This is a genomic window from Pseudomonas sp. MLB6B (assembly GCF_054508135.1).
The window spans coordinates 4336642-4360810 of sequence record NZ_CP199313.1; the positions used below are offsets into that span (position 1 = coordinate 4336642).

A 24169-nucleotide genomic window follows, 5' to 3' on the forward strand; every position below is an offset into this window, starting at 1 on the left:
CAACAATACGCTCCGGCCTTCGCCCACCCGCGCCCGTCTTGCCTTGTCGCAACACGCCTGTGGGTAGATCCGCGTAGCGAATCCGACCGTCAGGGACCTACTCGATGACCATCAGCGACACCTCCGTCCGGCCGTCCGCGCCAGTCAACTCACCTGCCCGCGTGGCGACCGCCAGCTTCATCGGCACTGCCATCGAATTCTACGATTTCTACGTCTACGCCACCGCCGCAGCGCTGGTGATCGGGCCGATCTTCTTTCCGTCCGGGTCCGGCACGGTGCAGATGCTGGCGGCCTTCCTCACCTTCGGCATCGCCTTCCTGGCCCGCCCCTTGGGTTCGGCGCTGTTCGGCCATTTCGGCGACCGCATCGGGCGCAAGTCGACCCTGGTCGCCTCGCTGCTGCTGATGGGGGTATCCACCACCCTGATCGGCGTGTTGCCAGGTTATGACAGCATCGGCGTATGGGCGCCGATCCTGCTCTGCCTGCTGCGCTTCGGCCAAGGCCTGGGCCTGGGTGGCGAATGGGGAGGCGCAGCCTTGCTGGCGACCGAGAACGCACCAGCGGGCAAACGTGCCTGGTTCGGCATGTTCCCGCAACTCGGCCCGTCGATCGGCTTTCTCGCCGCCAACGGTCTGTTCCTGACCCTGGCGCTGCTGCTGAGCGACGAACAGTTCCGCTCGTGGGGCTGGCGCATTCCCTTCCTGCTCAGCGCAGCGCTGGTGCTTGTGGGCCTGTACGTACGCCTCAAGCTCGAAGAAAGCCCGGTGTTCGCCAAGGCCGTGGCGCGCCAGGAGCGAGTCAAGCTGCCGGTGGTCGACCTGTTCGCCCACTACTGGCGCCCGACCCTGCTCGGCGCCGCCGCCATGGTGGTGTGCTATGCGCTGTTCTACATCTCGACGGTGTTTTCGCTGAGTTACGGCGTGACCACGCTGGGCTACAGCCGCGAAACCTTCCTCGGCCTGCTGTGCCTGGCCGTGGTCTTCATGGCCCTGGCAACGCCGCTGTCGGCCTGGCTCAGCGACCGCTATGGGCGCAAGCCGGTGTTGATCGTCGGCTGTCTATTGGCCGTGGTGTCAGGCTTCACCATGGAACCGCTGCTGACCTCGGGCTCGACCACGGGCGTGGCGCTGTTCCTGAGCCTGGAACTGTTCCTGATGGGGGTGACCTTCGCGCCCATGGGCGCCTTGCTGCCCGAACTGTTCCCGACCCATGTGCGCTATACCGGCGCCTCGGCCGCCTACAACCTGGGCGGCATCGTCGGGGCGTCGGCGGCACCGTTCTTCGCGCAAAAGCTGGTGAGCATGGGCGGTTTGAGCTGGGTCGGCGGGTACGTGTCGGCGGCGGCAGTGCTTAGCCTGATCGCGGTACTGTGCCTGAAGGAAACCCGCGACACCGAGCTTTAGGCCGAACCGGCACGAGGCGTTGCACCTGGTGCCGGTGATTCGGACGAGTTTCAGAACTCGACGTTGACCGCCTGCGCGGCGCGGGTCGCCTTGGCCCGCGCAGCCTCGACCGACTCGTCACGCGCCAGACACACGCCCATGCGCCGCTGGCCGTCGATCTGCGGTTTGCCGAACAGGCGCAAGACGGTGTCGGGCTCGCTCAGGGCTGCGCCCAGGTTGGCGAAGGCGGTCTGGGTCGAGGTGCCCTGGGGCAGGATTACCGCCGAGGCCGACGGGCCGAACTGGCGCACTACTGGAATGGGCAGGCCGAGGATGGCCCGGGCGTGCAGGGCGAACTGCGACAGGTCCTGGGAAATCAGGGTCACCAGGCCGGTGTCGTGCGGACGCGGCGAGACTTCGCTGAACCACACCTGGTCGCCCTTGACGAACAGTTCCACGCCGAACAGGCCACGCCCGCCCAGGGCATCGGTCACCGCCTTGGCCACGTGCTGGGCGGCGGCCAGGGCCGTTGCGCTCATCGCCTGGGGCTGCCACGACTCTTGATAGTCGCCCTTTTCCTGACGGTGGCCGACCGGCTCCAGGAAGGTGGTGCCGCCCACATGGCGCACGGTCAGCAGGGTGATTTCGTAGTCGAAGTCGATGAAGCCCTCGACGATCACCCGCCCGCCGCCGGCACGGCCGCCTTCCTGGGCATAGGTCCAGGCGCTCTGCAGGTTAGCGTCGCTGCGCAGCAGGCTCTGGCCCTTGCCCGAGGAGCTCATCACCGGCTTGACCACGCACGGATAGCCAACGTCGGCCACGCCCTTGGCGTAGTCCTCGTAGGTGTCGGCGAAGTGGTAGGGCGAGGTGGGCAGGTCCAGCTCTTCGGCGGCCAGGCGGCGAATGCCTTCGCGGTTCATGGTCAGCTGGGTGGCGCGGGCGGTGGGCACCACGTTGAAGCCTTCGCTCTCCAACTCCACCAGGGTGGCGGTGGCGATGGCTTCGATTTCCGGGACGATGTAGTGCGGCTTCTCCGCCTCGATCACTGCGCGCAACGCTACGCCGTCGAGCATGTTGACCACATGGCTGCGGTGCGCCACCTGCATGGCCGGGGCATCGGCGTAGCGGTCGACGGCGATCACTTCCACGCCCAGGCGCTGCAGCTCGATCACCACTTCTTTGCCCAACTCGCCACAGCCACAGAGCAGTACACGGGTCGCGGTCGGCGACAAGGGGGTTCCGATACGGGTCATCACAGGTTCTCCAGGTGGATAGCGACGCTCGCCCAGGGGCGAACGCGGGATGCGAAAGTATGGATGTCGCTTATGACAAGGCCGCGCCACGCCGCGCGCGCCAGGTCATGGCCAGCCACACGGCGGTGACGCCCGCGAACTTGGAAGCCATGGCCGTGCCGATCACGGCGGGCGTCAGCGCACCGATCATGCCGAAGAAAATCAGGGTGTCGACCGGAATGCTCAGCGCCGAACTCAACCACAGACGGTCACGCAGCGGGCGACGGGTGATGCTGAAGACCAGCCAGTCGATCAGTTCGGAGATGAAGAACGCCGTGGCACTGGCCAGGGCGATGGCAGGCTCGGAAGTGACGTACGACAGCACCAGCGCCGCCAACATGGCCAGCAGCGCGCCATGGCCGTAGCGGGTCTGCACCATGTCGCGCAGGATGAACACCAAGCCACCCCAGGCGGACCAGATCACGTCCAGGTGCGGGGCACTGGAGAAGGCGAAGTTGATCAGCACGACGCTGCCGATGTAAGCGATGAGAAAGAGCATGCACGTAGACCTTCGGACAAGCCGCACAGGGTACTAAATTTCCCTGGGCAATGCAGCCGGCCCGGGTTGCGGTGGCGTTGCGCATCGACTGGCGACAAAGGGTGAAGCGAAAGCTGGGCAGCTCAGGAGAACACCAACCCTGCCGCGACCGCCCGCTCATGACACATCACCAAGACTGCCCGCCGCTCGTCATCGTCCATCTTCGACCAGCGAGCGATCTCCGCGACGCTGCGCTGGCACCCGGTGCACACGTCTTGCTCGTCCAACGCGCAGATGTTCACGCATGGCGAAGCCACCGGCCGCTCACTCATCGTCGGCCACCAGCTCGGTGGCATAGCGCTGGGCGTTGCTCACGTAATGCGCGGCGCTGGCTTCGAGCATCTGTTTCTGCGCGTCGGTCAATTCGCGCACCACCTTGCCGGGCGAGCCCACCACCAGCGAACCGTCGGGGATGTCCTTGCCTTCGGGAATCAGCGCGTTGGCGCCGATGATGCAGTGCTTGCCGATGCGCGCGCCGTTGAGGATCACCGCATTGATGCCGACTAGGCTGTAATCGCCGACCGTGCAGCCGTGCAGCATGGCCTTGTGGCCGATGGTCACGCCCTTGCCCAGGGTCAAGGGCGAACCCGGGTCGGTGTGGATCACCGCGCCATCCTGCACGTTGCTATCCTCGCCGATGTCGATCAGCTCGTTGTCGCCGCGCAGCACGGCGTTGAACCAGACGCTGGCGCGCGCTTGCAGGCGTACGTTGCCGATCAGCGTGGCGCTCGGCGCCGTCCAACTGGTGGGGTGGGCTTCGACCCGCAACGGGCCCAGGCGGTAGCGCATAAAAGTGTCCTCAGGTTGCACGGCTGGCGGGTGGTCCCGCTCAGATAGGGGTGAAGCGCGCAGGCGGCTCATGCAGGCTGATGCCGGCGTCGAACAGCAGGTTGACCAGTTCGACGATCATGATCGCCGACAGCCCCCAGATCTTGTAGCCGCCATAACGGTAGCTGGGTACGTACCAACTGCGGCCCTGATAGTCGATGCGATGGGTGTGCTCGCGCGGGTCCTGGGCGAAGAAGGCCAGCGGCACGCTGAACACGGCGGCGATTTCAGCGTCGTTGGGCCGGTAGTCGACGTAATCGGGAATCAGCCCGACGAATGGCGTCACCTTCAGACCGTGCAGCGAAATCAACGGGCTCAGCGGACCAAGCACTTCCACCAGCCCGGGCGGCAGGCCGATTTCCTCTTCGGCTTCGCGCAATGCGGTGAAGACCAGGTCGGGGTCTTCCGGGTCGCGCCGGCCGCCGGGAAAGGCAACCTCCCCGCCATGGGTGGAAAGGCCTTGGGCGCGCAGGGTCAGGACCAGTTCGGGCGCTTCGCCGCGGGTGATGGGCAGCAGCACCGCCGCTTCCGGGAAACGACGGTCCGTTTCCACGGTGACGGGGGTATGGCTGCCCATTCGGCGAACAAGCTCGTCCAACATTTACGCACTCTCGGTTGCATGGCCTTCCCAGCATGATGCACCAAAAGCCGTCGGCCGCCCAAGCCCTGGCAAGGCCCGCTTGCCGAGCCTGCCTGCGGCGCGCCAAGATAACCGCACTTTCGAACGACGGCCATCGACATGAATTTTTGCAGCGCCTGCGGCAACCCGGTGATCCAACGCATTCCCGAAGGCGACAGCCGTTTGCGCTTCGTGTGCCCGAACTGCCACACCATCCATTACCAGAACCCCAACATGGTCGCCGGCGTGCTGCCGATCTGGGGCAGCCAAGTGCTGCTGTGCCGCCGCGCCATCGAGCCGCGCCGCGGCTTCTGGACGCTGCCGGCCGGCTTCATGGAAAACGGCGAGACCCTCGAACAAGCCGCGCGCCGCGAAACCGAAGAAGAAGCCTGCGCGCGGGTCGGTGCGGCCAACCTTTACCAGCTGTTCGACCTGCCGCACATCAACCAGGTGCACGTGTTCTTTCGCGCCGAACTGCAAGACCTGGATTTCGCCGTCGGCGTCGAGAGCCTGGAGGTGCGCCTGTTCGAAGAGCACGAGATTCCCTGGGACCACTTGGCGTTTCGTACCGTGGCGCGCACCCTGCAGTGCTACTATCGCGACCGCATCGAGCAGCACTACCCCGTGGTCCATGAATACGTGCAGCCGATGAACCTCGCCTCTGCCAACCCTCTTTCCCGGGAATAACGTTTCATGCGTCGCTTGCTCGCCGTGCTCTGCCTGTGCCTGACCTCGACGGCCCAGGCCGCCTTCACCGAAGTCATCATTCGCAAACCGCTGACACCCGCCGCCGCGCCTGCGGTGCGGCCAGCCGCGGCGGTGGACAAGATCCTGGTGATCAAATCCGAGCGCCGCCTGCAACTGCTCAGCCGCGGCGAGCCGCTCAAGACCTACCGCATCTCCCTGGGCAAGCAGCCCAAGGGCGCCAAGCTGCGCGAAGGCGACAAACGCACGCCCGAAGGCTTCTACTGGATCGACTGGCGCAAGAACAGCAGCCGCTACAACCTGGCCATGCACGTCTCCTACCCCAACGTCGCCGATGCCGCGCGTGCCAAACAGGAAGGTGTGTCGCCCGGCGGCATGATCATGATCCACGGCACACCGATCGACGAGCAGTACCCGGAGTGGTACTTCCACACCCTGGACTGGACCGAAGGCTGCATCGCCATGCGCAATGCCGACATGCGCGAGGTCTGGAGTTTGGTCAAGGACGGCACCATGGTGGAAATTCGTCCGTGACCCTGTGGTCTCGACGTGATCGTGAAGAAAACGCCTACAGGCTTTGCACATCTGCCTGACACCTCATGTAGGTGAGGTACGGCAGCGCGCCGGCGATCTGCACTCATAGACTTTTGCGAACAAAACGTACTGACACGTACGCCGTTTGCGGAGTCGAGCGATGTTCAAAGCAACCCGTTTGTGCGCACAGCTAGGCTTGACTGCGCTGCTATTGGGTTTGACGGTCGCACCCTCGACCCGGGCCGAAGATCTCGCCACGCGCCTGCTGCGCGAACAACAGCAGACGTTGCAGACCGAACAGGCGCGTCAACGCCTCGAGCGCTGGCAACGCCGACACGCGCCTGCCGAAAACGATCCCGAACCTCCTCAACGCACCGATACCCAGTGTTGGTACCACACAGGCATTCGCCTGCACGGCAACCGACGGTTCGATGAGCGAACGCTGCGCCAGGCGCTGCAACCCTTGCTCACCGCCTGCATAGGCGTCGAAGGCATCAACCGGATACTGCGCGCGTTGACCCAGCGTTATGTGGCAGCCGGCTATCCGACCAGTCGACCGACGCTGTCCAGCCAGCCCGAAGATGGCGCGCCGCTCGACATTCTCATCGACGAAGGCTTCGTCGAACGCATCGAATTGGCCGATCCCACCGCCGCAATGTCGCTGCGCGGCGCCTTTCCCGGTGTCCTCGGCGAACCGCTGTACCTGCCCGACCTCGAACAGGGCCTGGATCAGCTCAATCGCCTGCGCGCCTTCGAATTCGGCCTCGACGTGCTGCCAGGCGAGCTGCAAGGCGGATCGCGGATACGCCTGCACAACCGACAGCCCGACAAGCGCTGGCACCTGGACGCCAAGCTCGACAACCGCGGGACGGCACTCGGCGGCCGGCATCGACTCAATCTCACGCTCGGCCTGGACAGCCCGCTGGGGCTCAATGGCGACCTGCGCCTGTATGCGCAGCGACTGGTGTTCCAGGCGCCGGGCCAGAGCCTGGCCTGGGGCGGCTCCTACAGCCTGCCGTACGGGGCCTGGACCTTCGCCGGCTTCGTGGCGCAGACCCACCACGAAACGCCCATTCCACACACACGCCTGCGCAGCAACGGCGACACCCAGCTGCTGGGCCTGAATGTCGAACGGATGCTCTGGCGTGGGCAGCGCGGTTTGCTCAGCAGTGGCCTGCGCGTATCGCACAAACGTTTGCACAGCGATCTGAACGGCTGGCGCATCGACGTGCAGAGCCCGCAACTGTTGACCGCCGACCTTGGGGTGAACCTGCTCTGGCGCGGCACCGGCCTGTGGTACGCCTCGCTCGGCCTAGGCTACGGCCAAAGCGTCAGCGACGATCCCAAACGCCGTGGCGCCGCGCCGCGCTTCAACCAGTACCGCGCCAGCCTCCTGCACCGCCGGGCACTATCGGCCGACGCCAGCCTCAGCCTGCAAAGTCAGATAGACGCCCAATACAGCCCCGATCCACTGCCAGCCATCGAACAGTTCGCCCTCAACAGCGACACCGCCGTACGCGGCTTTCGTGAACGCAGTGTGGCTGGCGCCAGCGGCCTGAGCTGGCGCAACGAGCTCAGCCAGACCTTCTCGCTCGCTCGATGGCCTGGCCTGGCGGCACGCCCCCATGTGGCCCTGGACATCGGCTGGGCGCGCCATCATCGCGCCGCCCATCTCCAGCGTCGCCAGGGCGAGGTCGATTCGCAGCGGCTGATCGGTGCGGCCGTGGGCTTGGACCTGCAACTGTCTGCCAAGCAGCAGCTGCGCCTGCGATACCAACGCGCCTTGCACGCCAGCGACCTTTCCCGCCATGCCCTGGAGCCCGGCTTCTGGTCCGTGGAGTGGCAACTGAACCTCTGATTCACCCACAAGAGAGCATCACCATGAATGAAGCCCGAGCATCCTTGAGCCGCCGCCCCGACGTACTGCGCTGGACCATCTTCCTGTGCCTGGCCAGCCCTGGGGTCGGCATCGCTGCCGATGCCCTGCAAGCCGTCGGCGGTCCCGGTGGCACACCGTTGATAGACCTGGGTCATGGCGTACCGGTAATCGACATCGTCGCGCCCAATACCAACGGCCTGTCGCACAACCAGTTCCTCGATTACAACGTCGGTCAGGCGGGGGTAGTGCTGAACAATTCGCTGAGCGAGGGGCAGTCGCAACTGGCCGGCGCCCTGGCCGGCAATGCGCAGTTCCAGGGCCAGGCGGCGTCCACCATCATCAACGAAGTGGTCAGCCGCAATGCCTCGCTGGTCGCCGGCACCCAGGAAATTTTCGGCCGCCCTGCCGACTACATCCTGGCCAACCCCAATGGCATCACGGTCAATGGCGGGCACTTCATCAATACGTCGCGGGCCAGTTTCCTGGTCGGCACCCCGGTCATCGAAGACCAGCGGCTCAAACGTCTCGACACCCTGGAGGCCACCGGCCAGTTGCATGTGCAGGAAGGTGGCATCAACCAAAGCGGCGGCGCGCTGGACCTGATCGCGCCGAAAGTGACGAGCAGCGGCCAGTTGCTCGTGGGCGGCGACCTCAACGTGCTGGTCGGACGCAACCGTCTGGCCAGCGATTCGCTCGAGGTGCTGGAGCATCTGCCTGGCGAAGCGGGCAGCGTCGATGCCAGCCTGTTCGGTGCCATGCACGCGGGACGTATTCGTATCATTTCCACGGCCGAGGGCGCCGGCGTGCGCATGGGCCCTACGCAAGCGATCGCGGACAAGGAACTGACCGTGCGTTCGGCCGGAGCCTTGACCGTGGAGGGCAGCGACCGCGGCTACAGCCGCTTGCAGGTGAGCGACGGCGACCTGACGTTGGTGGCCGCCGACGACCTGCACTTGAGCGCGGTCAGCGGCAGCGCACGCACGATCGAGGTCGCGGCCGGCAAAGCGCTGACCCTCGACGGCAAGATCCGTGAAGAAATCAGCCGCAGCCGCGACGAGTGGGACAAGAAGGCATGGTTCGTCACTACCGAAACCTACAGCAAGCAAGACACCCGTACCCGTCGCACGCACTTCGGCGTGATGCTCACCGCCAAAGACGACATCAACCTGCGCGCCGGCGGCGACATGCGCCTGACCGGCAGTGAACTGGAGGCCGCCGCCCAACTGCGACTGGAAGCCGGTGGCCAGCTCGACCTTCTCGCCGCCCGCGACAGCGACCGGCAGCAGAGTCAAGTTCGCCACCGCAAGCACCTGTGGCGCGGCGACAGCGACAGCGACCAGTACCGGGAAACCGCTGCGCCCAGCGTGCTCGAAGGCGCCAATGTGCAGCTCGGTGCAGGCGGCGACGTGCACATCACCGGCAGCCAGGTGCTGAGCAAAAACGATCTGCAGATCAGTGGCCGCCAGGTGCAGATCGACGCCCAGCGTCTCAACGAGCGTGACCAGAGCCGCGACTATAGGGGGGACCTGGTGTCCGGCACCTTCTTCGGAGACCGCCAGGGCCATGACGGCGACGCTGGAAAGATGGTCGGCAGTAAAGTCCGCGCAGGGGGCGTGCTGAAGGTCAGCGCCGAGCAGGCTGGCATCAGCGGCAGTGAAGTGTTCGGCGAAAAGGACGCGCTGCTGCACAGCACGGTAGGTGCGCTGGACGTGACGGCGGCCATCGGCGAAAGCACCCAGACCCGCACCGCATCGAGCAGCAAGCTGTTCGGCGCGCTGGGCAACAGCAGCGCGCGCACCGACCGCGTACAGCAGGTGCTGTCGAGCGACATCCACTCGCGCACCAATCTGCGCCTGGCCAGCGCCGGCGACCTGCGTATCGAAGGCGCCCGCCTGCATGCCGACCAGCAGTTGACGGCCGAGGCCGGCGGCGACCTGAGCATCGTCAGCGCAGCGAGCCGCAGCGACAGCCAGCAAAGCGAGCAGCAACGCCGCTTCACCGCGCACGCCAAACAGACGCGTGAGGCCGAGGGGGAAAAAGCCGGCTCGCGGCAGTTCGATGCGGGGGTCGGCTATGAGGTGGCGAGCACGGAAAAAGACAGCAATGCCACCCGGCAGACCGCCAGCGAGCTCAGCGGTGCCAGCGTCGCGCTGCGCAGCGGTAGCACCCTGCAGGTCAAAGGCTCGAAGGTCAGCGCCGAACAGGGCGATCTTACCCTGGCCGGACAACAGGTCGACCTGGGCGTGACGCGCAACGACAGCAGCGAACTCACCACACGCACCGAAAGCGGCGGCGGCCTGAACGTGACCGGAGGAATCGACCGGCTCGGCAGCGCGTTCCACGGCAAGCGCGACCAGACCACCACCGAACACAGGCAGAGCCTGGTCCAGCGCAGCGAGCTGAGCGCAGGCGGCGAAGTCCGCATCGATGCGACAGATGTGCTCAACGAGGCCACCCTGATCAAAACCGGCTCCAACCTGAAAGTGGTTGCCGAACGGGTGGAGAACCGCGCGGCGGACGACATCGAGCACACCGACACCCGTACCCAGAACTGGAACGCCAGCCTTGGCGCGAGCCTGGAGTACCGCGACATCACCCGGCCCATCGAACGCCTGGTGCAGGGCGAAGAAGCGGCGCGGTTCCAGCAGGCATCTCCCGAGGATGCGATGGCGCCACCCAGCATCGGCGCCGACGCCACGCTCGCCCACGTCAGCAGCCAGCGCCTGGACACCCAAACCACGGCGCAAGTGACCGAGCTGGACGCAGGCGCCATCGCGCTCAAGGCCGACACTCTCTCCGACGTCGGCACCACCTACAAGGCCAGCACTGGTCAGGTGGCGATCGATGCACAGCAACATCATCTGCTTGCCGCGCACGACAGCCGGACGGTCATCGACGACACGCTGAAGGTCGACGGCGGCCTGCGCGTCGATACCAGCACCGGCACCGACGTCAACGTGCGCGTCACAGGTGCGGTGGAAAAGGACCGCAGCCACCTCGCCACGCGCACCGCCAAGGTTGGCAGCTTGCAGGGGCAAAACGGTATCCAGGTGCAACTGGGTAGTGATGGCCTGTACGAAGGCACACGCCTGGACGGCGGCGACGGAACGATCCTGATCGAAAGCGCAGGCCCATTGACGGTCAGCGCCGCCAGCGACTCGGTAGACAAGACCAGCAGCGAGCTCGACGCCAGTTTGTGGAGCAAAGGGGGCAACAATCCTGCCAAGACCGGTCTGGACGCCCGCGTCTATGGCGATTACGCCACCCACCAGTCCAGCGACCGCAAAGCCCAAGTCGCGCAGCTCGACGCCAAAGGCGACGTGACCTTGCGCAGTGGTGGCGACCTGACCCTCGAAGGCGTGAAAATCGGGCGCCGCGAAGCGCCGGTCGGCGAAGTGACGCTCGACAGCGCTGGTGTGCTCAAAGCCGTAGCCGCCTACGACACGCACCAGGCCAAGGGCAACGTCCTCGGCGGTGGCCTGGAGCTGGCAGGCTCGCTTGGCGCGAGCAGCGCAGGCGCGCTGGGCGGCCACCTGACCTCGGGCAAGGTCGACGAAGATAGCCGAACTGCCCAGGACCCGAGCGTGCACAGCCGTGGCACCCTGACCGCCGCCAGCCAAGCCCGCGAAGACCAGGCCATCCACCTGCAAGGCTTGCAGGTCAATGCTCAGGCACTGGCGCTGGAGGCTGCCAAAGGCGGTGTCCTGGCCGAGGCTTCGAACAACTATGACCGGCGCGACAACCTGGCGATCACCGCCGGCGCCGGTTTCAATCTGAGCAAGGCTGCCCTGGCGGCCGACGACATACGCGGCCTGCATGGTCGGGTCAAGGTCGAGCTGGACAAGCGCGACAACCTGACCTGGAACGACAGCGCCTGGCGTGCCGACCAGGTGACCCTGAACAGCGCCGGCGCTACCCGCATCGAGGGCGTACGCGTCGAGGCCGAACGCATCGGCGGCACCATCGACGGCAACCTGACGGTCGCCAGCCGCAAGGATCATGTCGACAGTACCCACGTGCAAGTGGATGCGCGCTTGAGCCATGAGAAGAACCCGCAGGGCTACCTAAATGCCGCCACTTCTCTGGCGGGGCCGGCGGGCGGCAAAGTCGAGGAGAAAGCCGGCTCGCTCCTGAGCACGATCGACCCTGGCCTTTCGCCGACGCTGAAGGTCGATGCCACGCGCATCGCCCGCGACAGCGTGGCCCAGCAAAGCGGGCTCAAAGGCAGCGAAGGTATCGCCTTGAGCGTAGCCGGCGACACGCAACTGGTCGGCGCCCGTCTCCAGGCACCACGCGGCAGCGTCGACCTGGGCGGCAGCGCCATCACCCAGCAGACCCTGCGCGGGCAGGACTACCGCCGCGACGTCGGCATCGATGTGTCCAACTCGGCGCCCGATCTCGGCACGGCCATCGCCGAGTTCGCCAAGCACAAAGGTGCGGCAGACGGCGAAAACGCTCTGGACCTGGGCCTGCTGCGTACCAGCGGATACAACCGTGACGGCGAATGGGCCGCTTCGATCCAGCAGCAAACCGGCAAACCCTGACCTCTACCGGCAAACGACCAACGGCCCCTAGCAGGCCGTTGGCGTTTCTAACAGCAAGGCTGACGTCACAAAACCATCATACTGCGGCTCTACAGTCGCCCTTCTCCCCCCTTCATAGGAAAAAGGACACCCGATGAGTCGAGCAAGTGGCGACAGCGTGGATCGCAACAGTAGTGGCAACCTCAGCCTGGACCGAATCATGGACGCTCGCCTGAGCCGGCGCAGCGTGCTGCACGGCAGCCTCGGCGCCGCTGTCGCCATGATCGCCGGCGTGGGGCTGGGTGGCGGAGCCATGGCCCATGCTGCAGAACCTGCCTTCGCTCGTCGACCACTCGGCTCTGCCGCTGCTCGACCCGTGGCGCTGGGCTTCGAATCCATCCCCGGCTCGCGCACCGACGGCTGTGCCGTAGCAGCGGGCTACAGCGCCTACGTGCTGGCACCCTGGGGCACACCGCTCAACGAGCGCGGCCGTCCCTGGCAGCGCGACGGCAGCAACAGCGCCGCCGACCAGGCCAACGCCATGGGCATGCACCACGACGGCATGCACTTCTTCCCCATCGACGGCAGCGCCGAGGACGGCCTGCTGGCGATCAACTTCGAATACATCGACCCCGCCGCCCTGCACCCGGCTGGCCCTACCACCACGGCCGACGGCAAGCGCCCGGTCGAGGAGGTGCGCAAGGAAATCAACGCCCACGGCGTGGGCGTGGTGCGTTTGAGCAAGCGCCAGGGGCGCTGGCAAGTGGTCGAAAACCACCCGCTCAATCGCCGCTTCACCACCGCCTCGCGCATGCTCATCGCCGGCCCACTGCGCGGCAGCGATCATGTGAAAACGCGCTATTCGCCGGACGGCAGCCAGTGCCGCGGCACCAACAACAACTGCGGCAACGGCCATACGCCCTGGGGCACCTACCTGACGTGCGAGGAGAACTGGCCGGCTATCTTCGTCAACACCGCCACCCTCAGCGCCGACCAGACGCGTCTGGGGGTGTCCACCAGCACCGGGCAGTACCGCTGGGAAAGCGCGGCGGGCGCGGCCGACGAGGACCAGGACGAGTTCGCCCGCTTCGACATCACGCCTCGCGCTGCCCAGGCCACCGAGGACTACCGCAACGAAGCCAGCACCTACGGCTACATCGTCGAAATCGACCCCTACGACGCGCGCACCCTGGCCACCAAGCGCACGGCCCTGGGGCGCTTTCGCCACGAAGGCTGCTGCCCGGGCCTGGCCCAGGCCGGCAAGCCGCTGGTGTGGTACATGGGCGACGATTCCAACAACGAGTACCTGTACAAGTACGTCTCCGCTGAGCCCTGGGACCCAGCCGACGCCAATCCGGCCGATCGACTGGCCACCGGGGCCAAGTACCTGGACCACGGCACGCTTTACGTCGCCCGCTTCGATGCCGATGGCAGCGGTCTGTGGCTGCCGCTCGAGCCCGCCAGCCCCAGCACAGACGGCAGCACGCTGGGCGCACGCTTCGGCGACTTGGCGGGCATTCTGCTCGATACCCGCAGCGCCGCCGATGCCGTGGGCGCCACACCCATGGACCGTCCCGAATGGACTGCCGTCAACCCGCTCAACGGCGACGCCTATGTGACCCTGACCAACAACAGCGTGCGCAGCGCCGAACAGACCGATGCCGCCAACCCCCGTGGGCCGAACCGCCACGGCCACATCGTCCGCTGGCACGATGCAGACGATCAGCGCAGCTTCACCTGGGATATCTTCGTATTCGGCGCCAATGCCACGGGCGATACCGAACTCAACCGTTCGGGGTTGACCGCGCTCAACCAGTTCGCCAGCCCCGACGGCATGCGCTTCGATAGTCGCGGCGTGCTGTGGTTCGAGACCGACAACAGCGAAGCGAGCGTGGCCGACCACACCAACGACCAGTTGCTGGCCGTGGTGCCGCAGCGCCTGGTCGATGCGGCGGGCAGGCCGGCCTCGATCAACCCTGGCAACCAGGCCGAGCTGCGGCGTTTCTTCGTCGGCCCCAACGGCTGCGAAGTGACCGGCATCGCCTTCACGCCCGACAACAAGACCTTGTTCGTCAACATCCAGCATCCAGGCAACTGGCCCTACGGGGACAGGGCCACCGAGCCGACCCCAGCCGGGCAGCGCGTACGGCCGCGCTCGGCGACGGTGGTCATCCAACGCGACGACGGTGGGGAGATCGGGACGCTATGAGCTGACGCTGCCCAGTGGAGTGCATCGCAGCGGTGCAAATCCATCAGGCTGGCCGAGATCGGGCTGGCGCTGGCCGAGCCTGAACGGACACCGGCGCTGTTGCTGAACATGCTCACAGACTTTGCGCAATACATCAGCTGCGTGCTGGACGACTACCAGGCGCAGAGCCAAGGGGGAATGCGCTTTCGTCGCCCGTGCCGAGCACGTCCGAAACGACGTCGCAGGCTTTTGCCCAAACGTTGCTGTTCTACAACACGCCGGCGGTCTCGGGCACTGAATTCGCTGTGTACGAACAGGCCGGGGCTACCCAGGCCTTACTCTTGACGCTACCCGAGCGAGATCCACCAGAGTCTTCGCGCTTTTCGGCAGACAATGGGCGCAGGCCAATGCGCAGAAGGTCGAACAGCGGACTTCGCTCGAGACGCTCCGGACATTGCAGGCCGAGGAGCTGGATCACACCCTCGAAGAAATCAAGAGCGCATGGCAGGCGGCCGAAGAGCACGTGCAGGAAATCGAGGAACTGACCAATACCAGTTTCTGGAGCTTTGCCAATCCTCGTCCGGACGGTCCGTTCTGATGGCGTTTGCATGACAGCGAGCGCTGTCTTCGGGGATCAGAAGTCCAGCAGGCGCCAGACTTCGTAGGCAGGGGTTTCGTACGGGTGGTGGGCTTTCAACGCGGCGATCGCCTGAGCGATCAGCGCATCGGCCACCACCAACTCGACCTTCCACTCCTCCACCCGTTCGACCTGGCCCTGCCGCCCGGCGAACGGCTGGCTGCCGTCCAGCGGGCGGAACTGGCCATGACCCAGAGTTTGCCAGGCACAGCGGTCATAGCTGCCGATGTGTCCGCCGCCGGCGGCGAACACAGCAGTCTTGACCGCTTCGACGTGGCTGTCGGGCACGAAGAAGGCCAGCTTGTACACCCCTTAGTCCACCCACACCCGCGCATTGCGGAACATGCGCATGAGGGCTGCGTCTTCCTGCCAATCGTCCGGGCGCCAGGAGTTCTGCACTGCGCGGAAGACCCGCTCAGGGTGCGGCATCATGATGGTCACACGGCCGTCTAGGCTGGTCAGGCCGGTGATCCCGCGCGGCGAGCCGTTGGGGTTGGCCGGGTAGGTTTCGGTGACCTTGCCATGGTTGTCGACGAAGCGCAGCGCCACGCAACCCGAGGCATCGGCCAGCTGCAGAGCCTGCTCGCTGGCGAACTCGGCATGGCCTTCACCGTGGGCGATGGCGATCGGCATGCGCGAGCCGGCCATGCCATCGAGGAAGATCGAGTTGGACTTCTGCACCTCGACCATGGCCACACGGGCTTCGAACTGCTCGGAACGGTTGCGCACGAAGTGCGGCCAGTGCTCGGTGCCGGGAATCAGCTCGTGCAGGTTGGACATCATCTGGCAACCGTTGCACACGCCCAGGGCGAAGCTGTCGCTGCGGGCGAAGAAAGCCTGGAAAGCGTCCCGCGCACGGCTATTGAACAGCGCCGACTTGGCCCAGCCTTCGCCGGCGCCCAAGACGTCGCCGTAGGAGAAGCCGCCGCAGGCGACCAGGCCCTTGAAGGCTTCGAAGTCGACGCGACCGGCGAGGATGTCGCTCATGTGCACGTCGATCGCAGCGAAGCCGGCACGGTCGAAGGCCGCAGCCATTTCCACCTGACCGTTGACGCCCTGCTCGCGCAGGATCGCCACCTGCGGACGGATGCCTTTCTTGATGTACGGCGCGGCGATGTCGTCGTTGACGTCGAAGCCCACCTTGACCGACAGGCCGGGGTTGTCTTCTTCGAGCAGCGCGTCGAATTCCTGGTCGGCGCACTCGGCGTTGTCGCGCAGGCGCTGGATGCGGTAGCTGGTTTCGGCCCACTGGCGCTGCAAGCTGGAACGCTTGCCGCTGTAGAGCACGTCATCGCCCAGGCGCACGTAGATGTCGTTGTTGTTGATCGGCTGGCCGATGACTGCGGCGCAGTTCTCGCCCAGGCCCGCTGCACTGAATTGGCTCAGCACCACCGGGGTGGAATCGCGACGCACCTGGATCACCGCACCCAGCTCTTCGTTGAAGAGCACGGCGCAGGCCTTGTCGGCGCTGCCGGTGAGGGTCTTGAGGTCGAGGTTCACGCCGCAGTGACCGGCGAAGGCCATCTCCAGCACGGTGGTCATCAAGCCACCGTCGGAGCGGTCGTGGTAGGCCAGCAGGTGGCCGTCGGCGTTGAGGCCCTGGATCACCGCGAAGAAGGCCTTGAGGTCTTCGGCGTTGTCGACGTCGGGAGCCTTGTCGGCCAGCTTGCCGTGGGTCTGCGCCAGGATCGAGGCGCCCATGCGGTTCTGGCCGCGGCCCAGGTCGATCAGGATCAGGTCGGTTTCGCCCTTGTCCATGCGCAGCTCTGGGGTCAGGGTCTTGCGCACGTCGGTGACCGGGGCGAAGCCGGTGATGATCAGCGACAGCGGCGAGGTCACGCTCTTGTCGACGCCGTCCTCGTTCCACTGGGTCTTCATGGACATGGAGTCCTTGCCGACCGGGATGGTGATGCCCAGCGCCGGGCACAGCTCCATGCCCACGGCCTTGACCGTGTCGTACAGACGCGCGTCTTCGCCGGGGTGGCCGGCGGCGGACATCCAGTTGGCCGACAGTTTGATATCGGACAGCTTGGCGATGGGCGCGGCGGCCAGGTTGGTCAGGGTTTCGCCAATGGCCATGCGCCCGGACGCCGGGGCGTCGAGCAGGGCCAGCGGGGTGCGCTCGCCCATGGCCATGGCTTCACCGGTGTAGACGTCGAAGCTGGTGGCGGTGACGGCGCAGTCGGCAACCGGCACCTGCCACGGGCCAACCATCTGGTCGCGGGCGACCAGGCCGGTGATGGTGCGGTCGCCGATGGTGATCAGGAAGCTCTTGCTGGCCACGGCCGGGTGGTGCAGCACGCGCTGCAGGGAGTCTTCCAGTTCCAGGGCCGCCGGATCGAAGGCATCGCCCAGTTCCGCTTCGCGGGTGGCCGAACGGTGCATGCGCGGCGGCTTGCCGAGCAGCACGTCGAGCGGCATGTCCACCGGTGTGTTGGCGAAGTGGCGGTCGGTGACGGTCAGGTGCGGCTCGGCGGTCGCCTCGCCGACCACGGCGAACGGGCAGCGCTCGCGTTCGCAGATGGCCTGGAAGCGCTCGAAATCGACGGCGCTGACGGCCAGCACGTAACGCTCCTGGGACTCGTTGCTCCAGATTTCGTGCGGCGCCATGCCCGGCTCGTCGTTGGGCACGTCGCGCAGCTCGAAGCGCCCACCGCGGCCGCCGTCGTTGACCAGCTCCGGCAAGGCGTTGGAGATGCCGCCGGCGCCCACGTCATGGATGAAGGCGATGGGGTTGTGCTCGCCCAACTGCCAGCAGCGGTCGATGACCTCCTGGCAGCGGCGTTCCATTTCCGGGTTTTCGCGCTGGACCGAGGCGAAATCGAGGTCGGCCGAGCTGGCGCCGGTGGCCACCGACGAGGCGGCGCCGCCGCCCAGGCCGATGAGCATGGCCGGGCCACCGAGCACGATCAGCTTGGCGCCGACGGTGATTTCGGCTTTCTGCACGTGGTCTTCGCGGATGTTGCCCATGCCGCCGGCGAGCATGATCGGCTTGTGGTAGCCGCGTACTTCGTCGCCGTGTGGCGTGGCGATGGACTGCTCGAAGGTGCGGAAGTAGCCGGTCAGGGCCGGACGGCCGAACTCGTTGTTGAACGCAGCGCCGCCGAGCGGGCCCTGGATCATGATGTCCAGGGCGTCGACGATGCGCTCGGGCTTGCCGTAGGCCTGTTCCCACGGTTGGGCGAAGCCCGGGATGCGCAGGTTGGACACGGTGAAACCGGTCAGGCCAGCCTTGGGCTTGGCCCCGCGGCCGGTGGCGCCTTCGTCGCGGATTTCGCCGCCGGAACCGGTGGAAGCGCCGGAGAACGGCGCGATGGCGGTCGGGTGGTTGTGCGTCTCGACCTTCATCAGGATGTGCACAGGCTCCTGCACCGCGCCGTACTCACGGCTGTCCGGGTTGGGGAAGAAGCGCCCGGCGACGTTGCCGACGATGACCGAAGCGTTGTCCTTGTAGGCCGACAGCACGCCTTCGCTGTGCATCTGGTAGGTATTCTTGATCATGCCGAACAGGCTTTTTTCCTGGGCCTGACCGTCGATGTCCCACGTTGCGTTGAAGATCTTGTGCCGGCAGTGCTCGGAGTTGGCCTGGGCGAACATCATCAGTTCGATGTCGTTGGGGTTGCGCTCCAGGTTCTGGAAGGCGTTGACCAGGTAGTCGATCTCGTCGTCCGCCAGGGCCAGGCCCAGGTCGACGTTGGCTTGCGCCAGGGCCGCGCGGCCACCGCCGAGCACGTCCACCGAGGTCATCGGCCGGGGCTGGGCGTGGCTGAACAGGTCGGCGGCGTCTTCCAGGCGGGCCAGCACGCGCTGGGTCATGCGATCGTGCAGCTCGGCCGCGACCTGCTGGGCCTGGGCCTCGCTCAGGTCCCCGGCGACGTAGTAAGCGATGCCCCGTTCCAGACGCTGGATGCTCTGCAGGCCGCAGTTGTAGGCGATGTCGCTGGCCTTGCTGGCCCAGGGCGAAATGGTGCCCAAACGTGGCACCACCAGGAACAGACGGCCTTCGGGCGCCTGTACCGCGACGCTCGGTCCGTACTTGAGCAGGCGACCCAGCACCTGCTGCTGGTCGGCGCTCAACTCGCCGTCGACATCGGCAAAGTGGGCGAATTCGGCATACAAACCGGTAACAGCGGGGACTTTCTGGCTCAGTTGCTCGAGTAACTTACCGTGGCGAAAGGCAGAAAGGGCAGGAGCGCCGCGCAGGATCAACATCGTCGGGACAGCCTCAAGAAGGGGTGTGCTTGGAGGCCGGGCATTCTAGCCTAAGTCAATGGGAATCGGCACCCGCCATAGGGCAGAAAGCGCTGTCCGGTCGCTTGCCAGGGGCATCTGCCCCACGTTCGGGGCGCTATGAAACGGGCGCTGCCGGGCCACATGCGGCGCTATCAGACAACATCGGCGTTGTCGAGATATGGCGAAACCGGCCCTTTGCGTATACTGCACCCCATGTTCGCCCACACTGCTTTGCGCCAGCGCTGCGCCAAATGGCTCATCGCAACCGGACTCTTCCTGATGCTCGCTGCCTGTGTTGAAAAACCCAGCACGCTCGAGCGTGTCAAGGAAGACGGCGTGCTGCGCGTCGTCACCCGCAACAGCCCGGCCACCTATTTCCAGGACCGCAACGGCGAAACCGGCTTCGAATACGAGCTGGTCAAGCGTTTCGCCGACGAGCTGGGGGTGGAATTGAAGATCGAGGCCGCCGACAACCTCGACGACCTCTTCACCCAGCTGAGCCAGCCTTCCGGCCCAGTCCTGGCCGCTGCAGGCCTGGTCAGCAGCGCGCAGCGCAAGACTCAGGCGCAGTTCTCCCACCCTTACCTGGAAGTCACGCCCCAGGTGATCTACCGCAACGGCCGCCCGCGCCCGACCCAGCCCAGCGGCCTGGTGGGCAAGAAGATCATGGTGCTCAAGGGCAGCAGCCACGCTGAACAGTTGGCCGAGTTGAAAAAGCAGTATCCGGCCTTGGAATACGAAGAATCCGACGCCGTCGAGGTGGTCGACCTGCTGCGCATGGTCGACGAAGGCCAGATCGACCTGACCCTGGTCGACTCCAACGAACTGGCCATGAACCAGGTGTACTTCTCCAACGTGCGCGTGGCCTTCGACCTGGGCGAAGCCCGCGACCAACGCTGGGCCGTGGCCGCCGGCGCGGACACCAGCCTGCTCGACAAAGCCAACGCCTTCCTCGACGAAGCCGAAAAGAACGGCACGCTGCAACGCTTGAAGGAACGCTATTACGGACACGTCGACGTGCTTGGCTACGTCGGCGCCTATACCTTCGCCCAGCACCTGCAGCAACGCCTGCCCAAATACGAGAAGCAGTTCAAGGCCACCGCCAAGACCGAACAGGTCGACTGGCGCCTGCTGGCCGCCATCGGCTACCAGGAATCGATGTGGCAGCCGGAGGTCACCTCCAAGACCGGCGTGCGCGGTCTGATGATGCTGACTCAGCGCACGGCCCAGGCCATGGGCGTATCCAACCGCCTCGACCCGCGCCAGAGCATCATGGGCGGCGCCAAGTACTTCATGCTGGTCAAGGACCAGCTCGACGACAGCATCAAGGAGCCGGACCGCACCTGGTTCGCCCTGGCCGGTTACAACGTCGGCAGCGGCCACCTGGAAGACGCCCGCACCCTGGCCAAGCGCGAAGGCCTGAACCCGAACAAGTGGCTGGACGTGAAGAAGATGCTGCCGCGCCTGGCGCAGAAGCAGTGGTACAGCAAGACCCGCTATGGCTACGCCCGTGGCGGCGAACCGGTGCATTTCGTGGCCAACATCCGCCGCTACTACGACATCCTGACCTGGGTGACGCAGCCGCAGCTCGAAGGCCAGCCGGCCGATGCCAACCTGCACCAGCCGGGGATCAACAAGGACAAGCCGGCGGAGCAGCCGGCCCAGCGCTAGTTAGCCCCAAAGAAACGCCTGTTCCCTGGAAACGCACTGGCCTATGTATGGGAGTGGCCGATTCGGCCCTCCGATTAGCCACCATGGCCTGCGCAGCAGGCCTGATACCTGCGATCGGTATTTGCCGGACGCTCAACGATGCCTGAGTTAGGGCGGCGACGCCGCCCATCGCGGCTGAAGCCGCTCCAACAGGGGGTGCCCTGTAGGAAACTCCAGGATCGTGCCGGGTCTTAAAGCGACCACACCTGTGTAGGAGCGGCCGGTTCGGCGCTCCGATTCAGCCGCGATGGCCTGCGCAGCAGGCCTAATGGCCGTGACACTTCCCGAGTCCCGTAGCGGCCAGCTGTTTGACACGGCCAAGCTCTTCAGCGAAAGCTCTGGGAAGGTTTGACCGGGGGAAGAATATCCATACCGAGACGATTGCGGCGATTGCCTCAGCCACGTGCCCGTCGCGCCTTGAAGAACGCACTCAGCACCTCCCCGCACGCCTCCCCCAACACCCCGCCTTCGACCAGCACCCGGTGGTTGAGAAACAGCTGGTCGAAGAAACGCCCCTGGCTCTGCACCACCCCGGCCTTCGGCTCGCTGGCGCCGAACACCACGCGGGCGATGCGCGCGTGTACGATCAGCCCCGCACACATGCTGCACGGCTCCAGGGTCACGTAGAGGGTACTGCCGGGCAGCCGGTAGTTGCCGGCGGCATGGGCCGCAGCGCGGATGGCGACCATCTCGGCGTGGGCGCTGGGGTCGCTGTCGAGGATCGGCCGGTTGAAGCCGGCGCCGACGACTTCGCCGTCCTGCACCAGCACCGCACCCACCGGCACTTCGCCAAGGGCCGCGCCTTGTGCGGCGAGGTCCAGCGCCAGGCGCATGAAGTCCTGGTCGCGGCTGCGATCGATGATCCGGTTACGCATCAGACCACCGCGATCGCGGCCATCAGGCCGGTTTCCATGTGGTCGATGACGTGGCAGTGGAACATCCAGGTGCCGGGGTTATCCGCGACCAGCGCCACCTGTGCGCGTTCGTTCTTGCCCAGTAGGTAGGTGTCGGTGAACCAGGGCTCGCGGATGTCGTGGCGGTTGGAATTGATGACCTTGAAACTCATGCCATGCAAATGGATGGGGTGTTGGTACTGGGTCATGTTCTTCAGTTCGAAGATGTAGCTCTTGCCCTTCTGCAAGGTGGCAATGGGGCGGTCGGCGCAGGTCTTGTCGGTGATGTCCCAGGCCTGGCCATTGATCTGCCACAGGCTGGGTGGGCGGCCGTCTTCCACGCCTACCGAGACTTTGCCGGCCCACTCGAAGTTGAAGTTGAGCTTCTCGGCGTTGGCCAGGTCCGGTTCGGCGATGGGATTGGGCGGCAGCGCCGGCGGCCAATCGCTGGGCGCTTGGCTGCTGGCGACCGAGCGCAGGGTGCCCAGGCGCACGAAGCCATCGCGCAGGGAAATCTCTTCGCCCGCTTCAGGAATGCGGATGGCCAGGCAGATGCGCATACCCGGGCCCAGCCAGTAGTCGTCGTCCAGCGGGCGTGGCGTGATGGGATTGCCGTCGAGGGCATAGATGCGCGCTTCGCAATTGCCCTTGAGGTTGATGCGGTAGGTCCAGGTATTGTCCAGGTTCAGCAGGCGCACGCGCACCACCTGCCCGGCTGGCAGTTCGCTGACCGCATCGGCCTTGCCGTTGATGGTGATCAGGCGCCCGGCGGTGCCGTTGCGCGCCGCTTCGCGCGGCACGCTGAAAGGCATGAAGGCGCCCTGCTCGTCGACGTGCCAGGTTTTCAGGCTCAAGGTGCGTTCGTGCAGGAAGCCGGTAGGGTCGCGTTCCTCGACGATCAGCGGCCCGACCAGACCGCGGCCGAGCTCTTCCGAGCTGCTGACGTGGGGGTGGTACCAGTAGCTGCCGGCGTCCGGTACGCGGAACTTGTAGTCGAAGTATTCGCCCGGCTTGACCGGCAACTGCGACACATAGGGCACACCATCCATTTCCAGCGGCAGGCGAATGCCGTGCCAGTGGATGGTGGTCTCGACCGGCAGGTGGTTGATGAAGCGCACGCGCAGCCAGGTGCCCTGGCGCACTCGCAACTCGGTGCCCGGCGCCGAAGGCCCGAAGGCCCAGGCCTGGGTGATGTGCCCTGGCACCAGTTCCACGTCCAGGGGCGCTGCGATCAGTTGATAGTCGTGCCCGGCGTTCTCGTCTTCGACCCGGCCCAGCCAGTAGCGCGTCGCCCCTCCGGCGCCCAGGCCCACCACTGCCAGACCGGTGAGGCCCGTAAGAATCTGTCGACGGGTAAAGGACATTGCAGCGGGCACCTCGTAAAACGCAATCAGTCTGCCAGCATGGCCGGCGCTCAAGGGCGAATACGATACACCTGCATTTGCGAAAGATTAAGTGAAGCCTGCGCCATGTACCTACTCGGGGAAGTGCTGCTTGGCGATCTCCACGACTTCTTCCTGAGTGATGGGCGCCAGCGCGGCCACGGCCCACAGGTCGAACGCCGGGTAACCGCGCTGGATCGGCAGCACCATGTCGAAACCGGCCGCCTGCAGTGAGCCGGTCAGCACGCGTTTGGTGAAGCCGCAGCGGTGGGCCATGTACAGGTTGCCGTTGGCCATGGCCGGGCGATGGCCGTAGAGGATGTCGATGGGCGCGATGGGGCCGGCCGGCGAACGGTAGGCTTCGTCGGTCAGCTTGTCTTCGGCGACCAGCGCGCACACCGATTGCAGGTCCGGGCAGGTGACCACCACGAAGCCGCCCGGTTTGAGCACGCGCTTGAACTCGGCCAGGGCCACCGGGACTTCATGAGGGTACAGGTGCTCGATGTTGTGGCTGGAAAACACCGCATCGACCGAAGCGTCGGCGACCTGCGACATGTCGGTCATGGTGCCGATCAGGTCCGGGTTGACGCTCTGGTCGATGTCGAAACGCAGCTCGTGCCAATCGGCGGAGGCGAAGCCCGGCGTGGTGCCGCTCTTGTTCTTGGGACCGCAACCTACATGCAGGAAGGTTTTCACAATCGGCTACTCGCGCGGGGTGGCAAGGAAAGGATGGACGCGACAGTCGGTCCATACTTGGACAGCGCCGCGTTCCGCGCACACTAGTGCGCCGCGCCCAGGCGGTCAAGCCAGCGCAGAACGCCGCAGA

18 protein-coding genes are annotated in these 24169 nt (G+C 65.8%); 8 read left to right on the plus strand and 10 right to left on the minus strand.

Going from position 1 to position 24169, the window contains the following annotated elements:
* Positions 1-104 precede the first annotated feature (104 nt).
* A complete protein-coding gene (locus ACSMEV_RS19205) occupies positions 105-1403 on the plus strand; it encodes an MFS transporter (protein ID WP_459206544.1) in 1299 nt (432 codons plus the stop codon).
* Positions 1404-1453: 50 nt separating this feature from the next.
* On the opposite strand, the gene purT is transcribed toward ACSMEV_RS19205, so the two are convergent.
* The 5 genes from purT to ACSMEV_RS19230 all read right to left on the minus strand — a co-directional run bounded on the left by purT (position 1454) and on the right by ACSMEV_RS19230 (position 4641).
* Positions 1454-2635, minus strand: coding sequence for a formate-dependent phosphoribosylglycinamide formyltransferase (gene purT / locus ACSMEV_RS19210; protein ID WP_459206545.1), 1182 nt, complete (start codon positions 2633-2635; stop codon positions 1454-1456).
* A gap of 70 nt (positions 2636-2705) precedes the next feature.
* On the minus strand, positions 2706-3173 hold the full coding sequence (locus ACSMEV_RS19215) for a VUT family protein (RefSeq protein WP_459206546.1): 468 nt from the start codon (positions 3171-3173) through the stop codon (positions 2706-2708).
* A 122-nt stretch (positions 3174-3295) separates the two neighbouring features.
* Entirely contained in the window at positions 3296-3484 is a 189-nt protein-coding gene (locus ACSMEV_RS19220) for a DUF1289 domain-containing protein (RefSeq protein ID WP_459206547.1), read from the minus strand.
* The gene (locus tag ACSMEV_RS19225; RefSeq protein ID WP_459206548.1) at positions 3477-4001 is read right to left on the minus strand and encodes a gamma carbonic anhydrase family protein; all 525 of its coding nucleotides are present in this window, start codon (positions 3999-4001) and stop codon (positions 3477-3479) included. The genes ACSMEV_RS19220 and ACSMEV_RS19225 overlap by 8 nt, the downstream gene beginning before the upstream one ends.
* A 40-nt stretch (positions 4002-4041) precedes the next feature.
* Positions 4042-4641: a CoA pyrophosphatase gene (locus ACSMEV_RS19230; protein ID WP_459206549.1), complete on the minus strand. Its 600-nt coding sequence runs from the start codon at positions 4639-4641 to the stop codon at positions 4042-4044.
* Positions 4642-4779: 138 nt separating this feature from the next.
* Between ACSMEV_RS19230 and ACSMEV_RS19235 the strand changes: the two genes are divergently transcribed.
* From ACSMEV_RS19235 to ACSMEV_RS19260, 6 genes are all read left to right on the plus strand, one after another.
* Positions 4780-5346 carry an NUDIX hydrolase gene (locus ACSMEV_RS19235; protein ID WP_459206550.1) on the plus strand — a complete coding sequence of 189 codons (567 nt, stop codon included), beginning with the start codon at positions 4780-4782 and terminating at the stop codon, positions 5344-5346.
* Positions 5347-5352: 6 nt separating this feature from the next.
* Entirely contained in the window at positions 5353-5898 is a 546-nt protein-coding gene (locus ACSMEV_RS19240; protein ID WP_459206551.1) for a L,D-transpeptidase family protein, read from the plus strand.
* A gap of 160 nt (positions 5899-6058) precedes the next feature.
* On the plus strand, positions 6059-7756 hold the full coding sequence (locus tag ACSMEV_RS19245; protein WP_459206552.1) for a ShlB/FhaC/HecB family hemolysin secretion/activation protein: 1698 nt from the start codon (positions 6059-6061) through the stop codon (positions 7754-7756).
* Positions 7757-7779: 23 nt separating this feature from the next.
* Positions 7780-12321, plus strand: a complete 4542-nt coding sequence (locus ACSMEV_RS19250; RefSeq protein WP_459206553.1) for a hemagglutinin repeat-containing protein — start codon at positions 7780-7782, stop codon at positions 12319-12321.
* Positions 12322-12454: 133 nt separating this feature from the next.
* Entirely contained in the window at positions 12455-14509 is a 2055-nt protein-coding gene (locus ACSMEV_RS19255) for a PhoX family protein (RefSeq protein ID WP_459206554.1), read from the plus strand.
* 433 nt (positions 14510-14942) lie between these two features.
* Positions 14943-15086: a hypothetical protein gene (locus ACSMEV_RS19260; protein ID WP_459206555.1), complete on the plus strand. Its 144-nt coding sequence runs from the start codon at positions 14943-14945 to the stop codon at positions 15084-15086.
* 36 nt (positions 15087-15122) lie between these two features.
* On the opposite strand, the gene ACSMEV_RS19265 is transcribed toward ACSMEV_RS19260, so the two are convergent.
* Together ACSMEV_RS19265 and purL are read right to left on the minus strand one after the other, a co-directional pair.
* Positions 15123-15434 (minus strand): NGG1p interacting factor NIF3, encoded by a 312-nt coding sequence (locus tag ACSMEV_RS19265; protein ID WP_459206556.1) that lies wholly within the window; start codon positions 15432-15434, stop codon positions 15123-15125.
* Positions 15435-15437: 3 nt separating this feature from the next.
* Positions 15438-19337: a phosphoribosylformylglycinamidine synthase gene (gene purL / locus ACSMEV_RS19270; RefSeq protein WP_459206557.1), complete on the minus strand. Its 3900-nt coding sequence runs from the start codon at positions 19335-19337 to the stop codon at positions 15438-15440.
* Positions 19338-19571: 234 nt separating this feature from the next.
* Here purL and mltF point away from each other — a divergent pair, with 234 nt between their 5' ends.
* Entirely contained in the window at positions 19572-21029 is a 1458-nt protein-coding gene (gene mltF / locus ACSMEV_RS19275; protein WP_459206558.1) for a membrane-bound lytic murein transglycosylase MltF, read from the plus strand.
* Between the two features lie 434 nt (positions 21030-21463).
* Here the strand turns inward: mltF and tadA are convergent, their stop codons facing one another.
* From tadA to ACSMEV_RS19290, 3 genes are all read right to left on the minus strand, one after another.
* A complete protein-coding gene (tadA, locus tag ACSMEV_RS19280; RefSeq protein ID WP_459206559.1) occupies positions 21464-21943 on the minus strand; it encodes a tRNA adenosine(34) deaminase TadA in 480 nt (159 codons plus the stop codon).
* Positions 21943-23325 carry a multicopper oxidase family protein gene (locus ACSMEV_RS19285; RefSeq protein WP_459206560.1) on the minus strand — a complete coding sequence of 461 codons (1383 nt, stop codon included), beginning with the start codon at positions 23323-23325 and terminating at the stop codon, positions 21943-21945. The genes tadA and ACSMEV_RS19285 overlap by 1 nt, the downstream gene beginning before the upstream one ends.
* A 111-nt stretch (positions 23326-23436) precedes the next feature.
* Positions 23437-24039: a class I SAM-dependent methyltransferase gene (locus tag ACSMEV_RS19290; RefSeq protein ID WP_459206561.1), complete on the minus strand. Its 603-nt coding sequence runs from the start codon at positions 24037-24039 to the stop codon at positions 23437-23439.
* Positions 24040-24169: the final 130 nt, after the last annotated feature.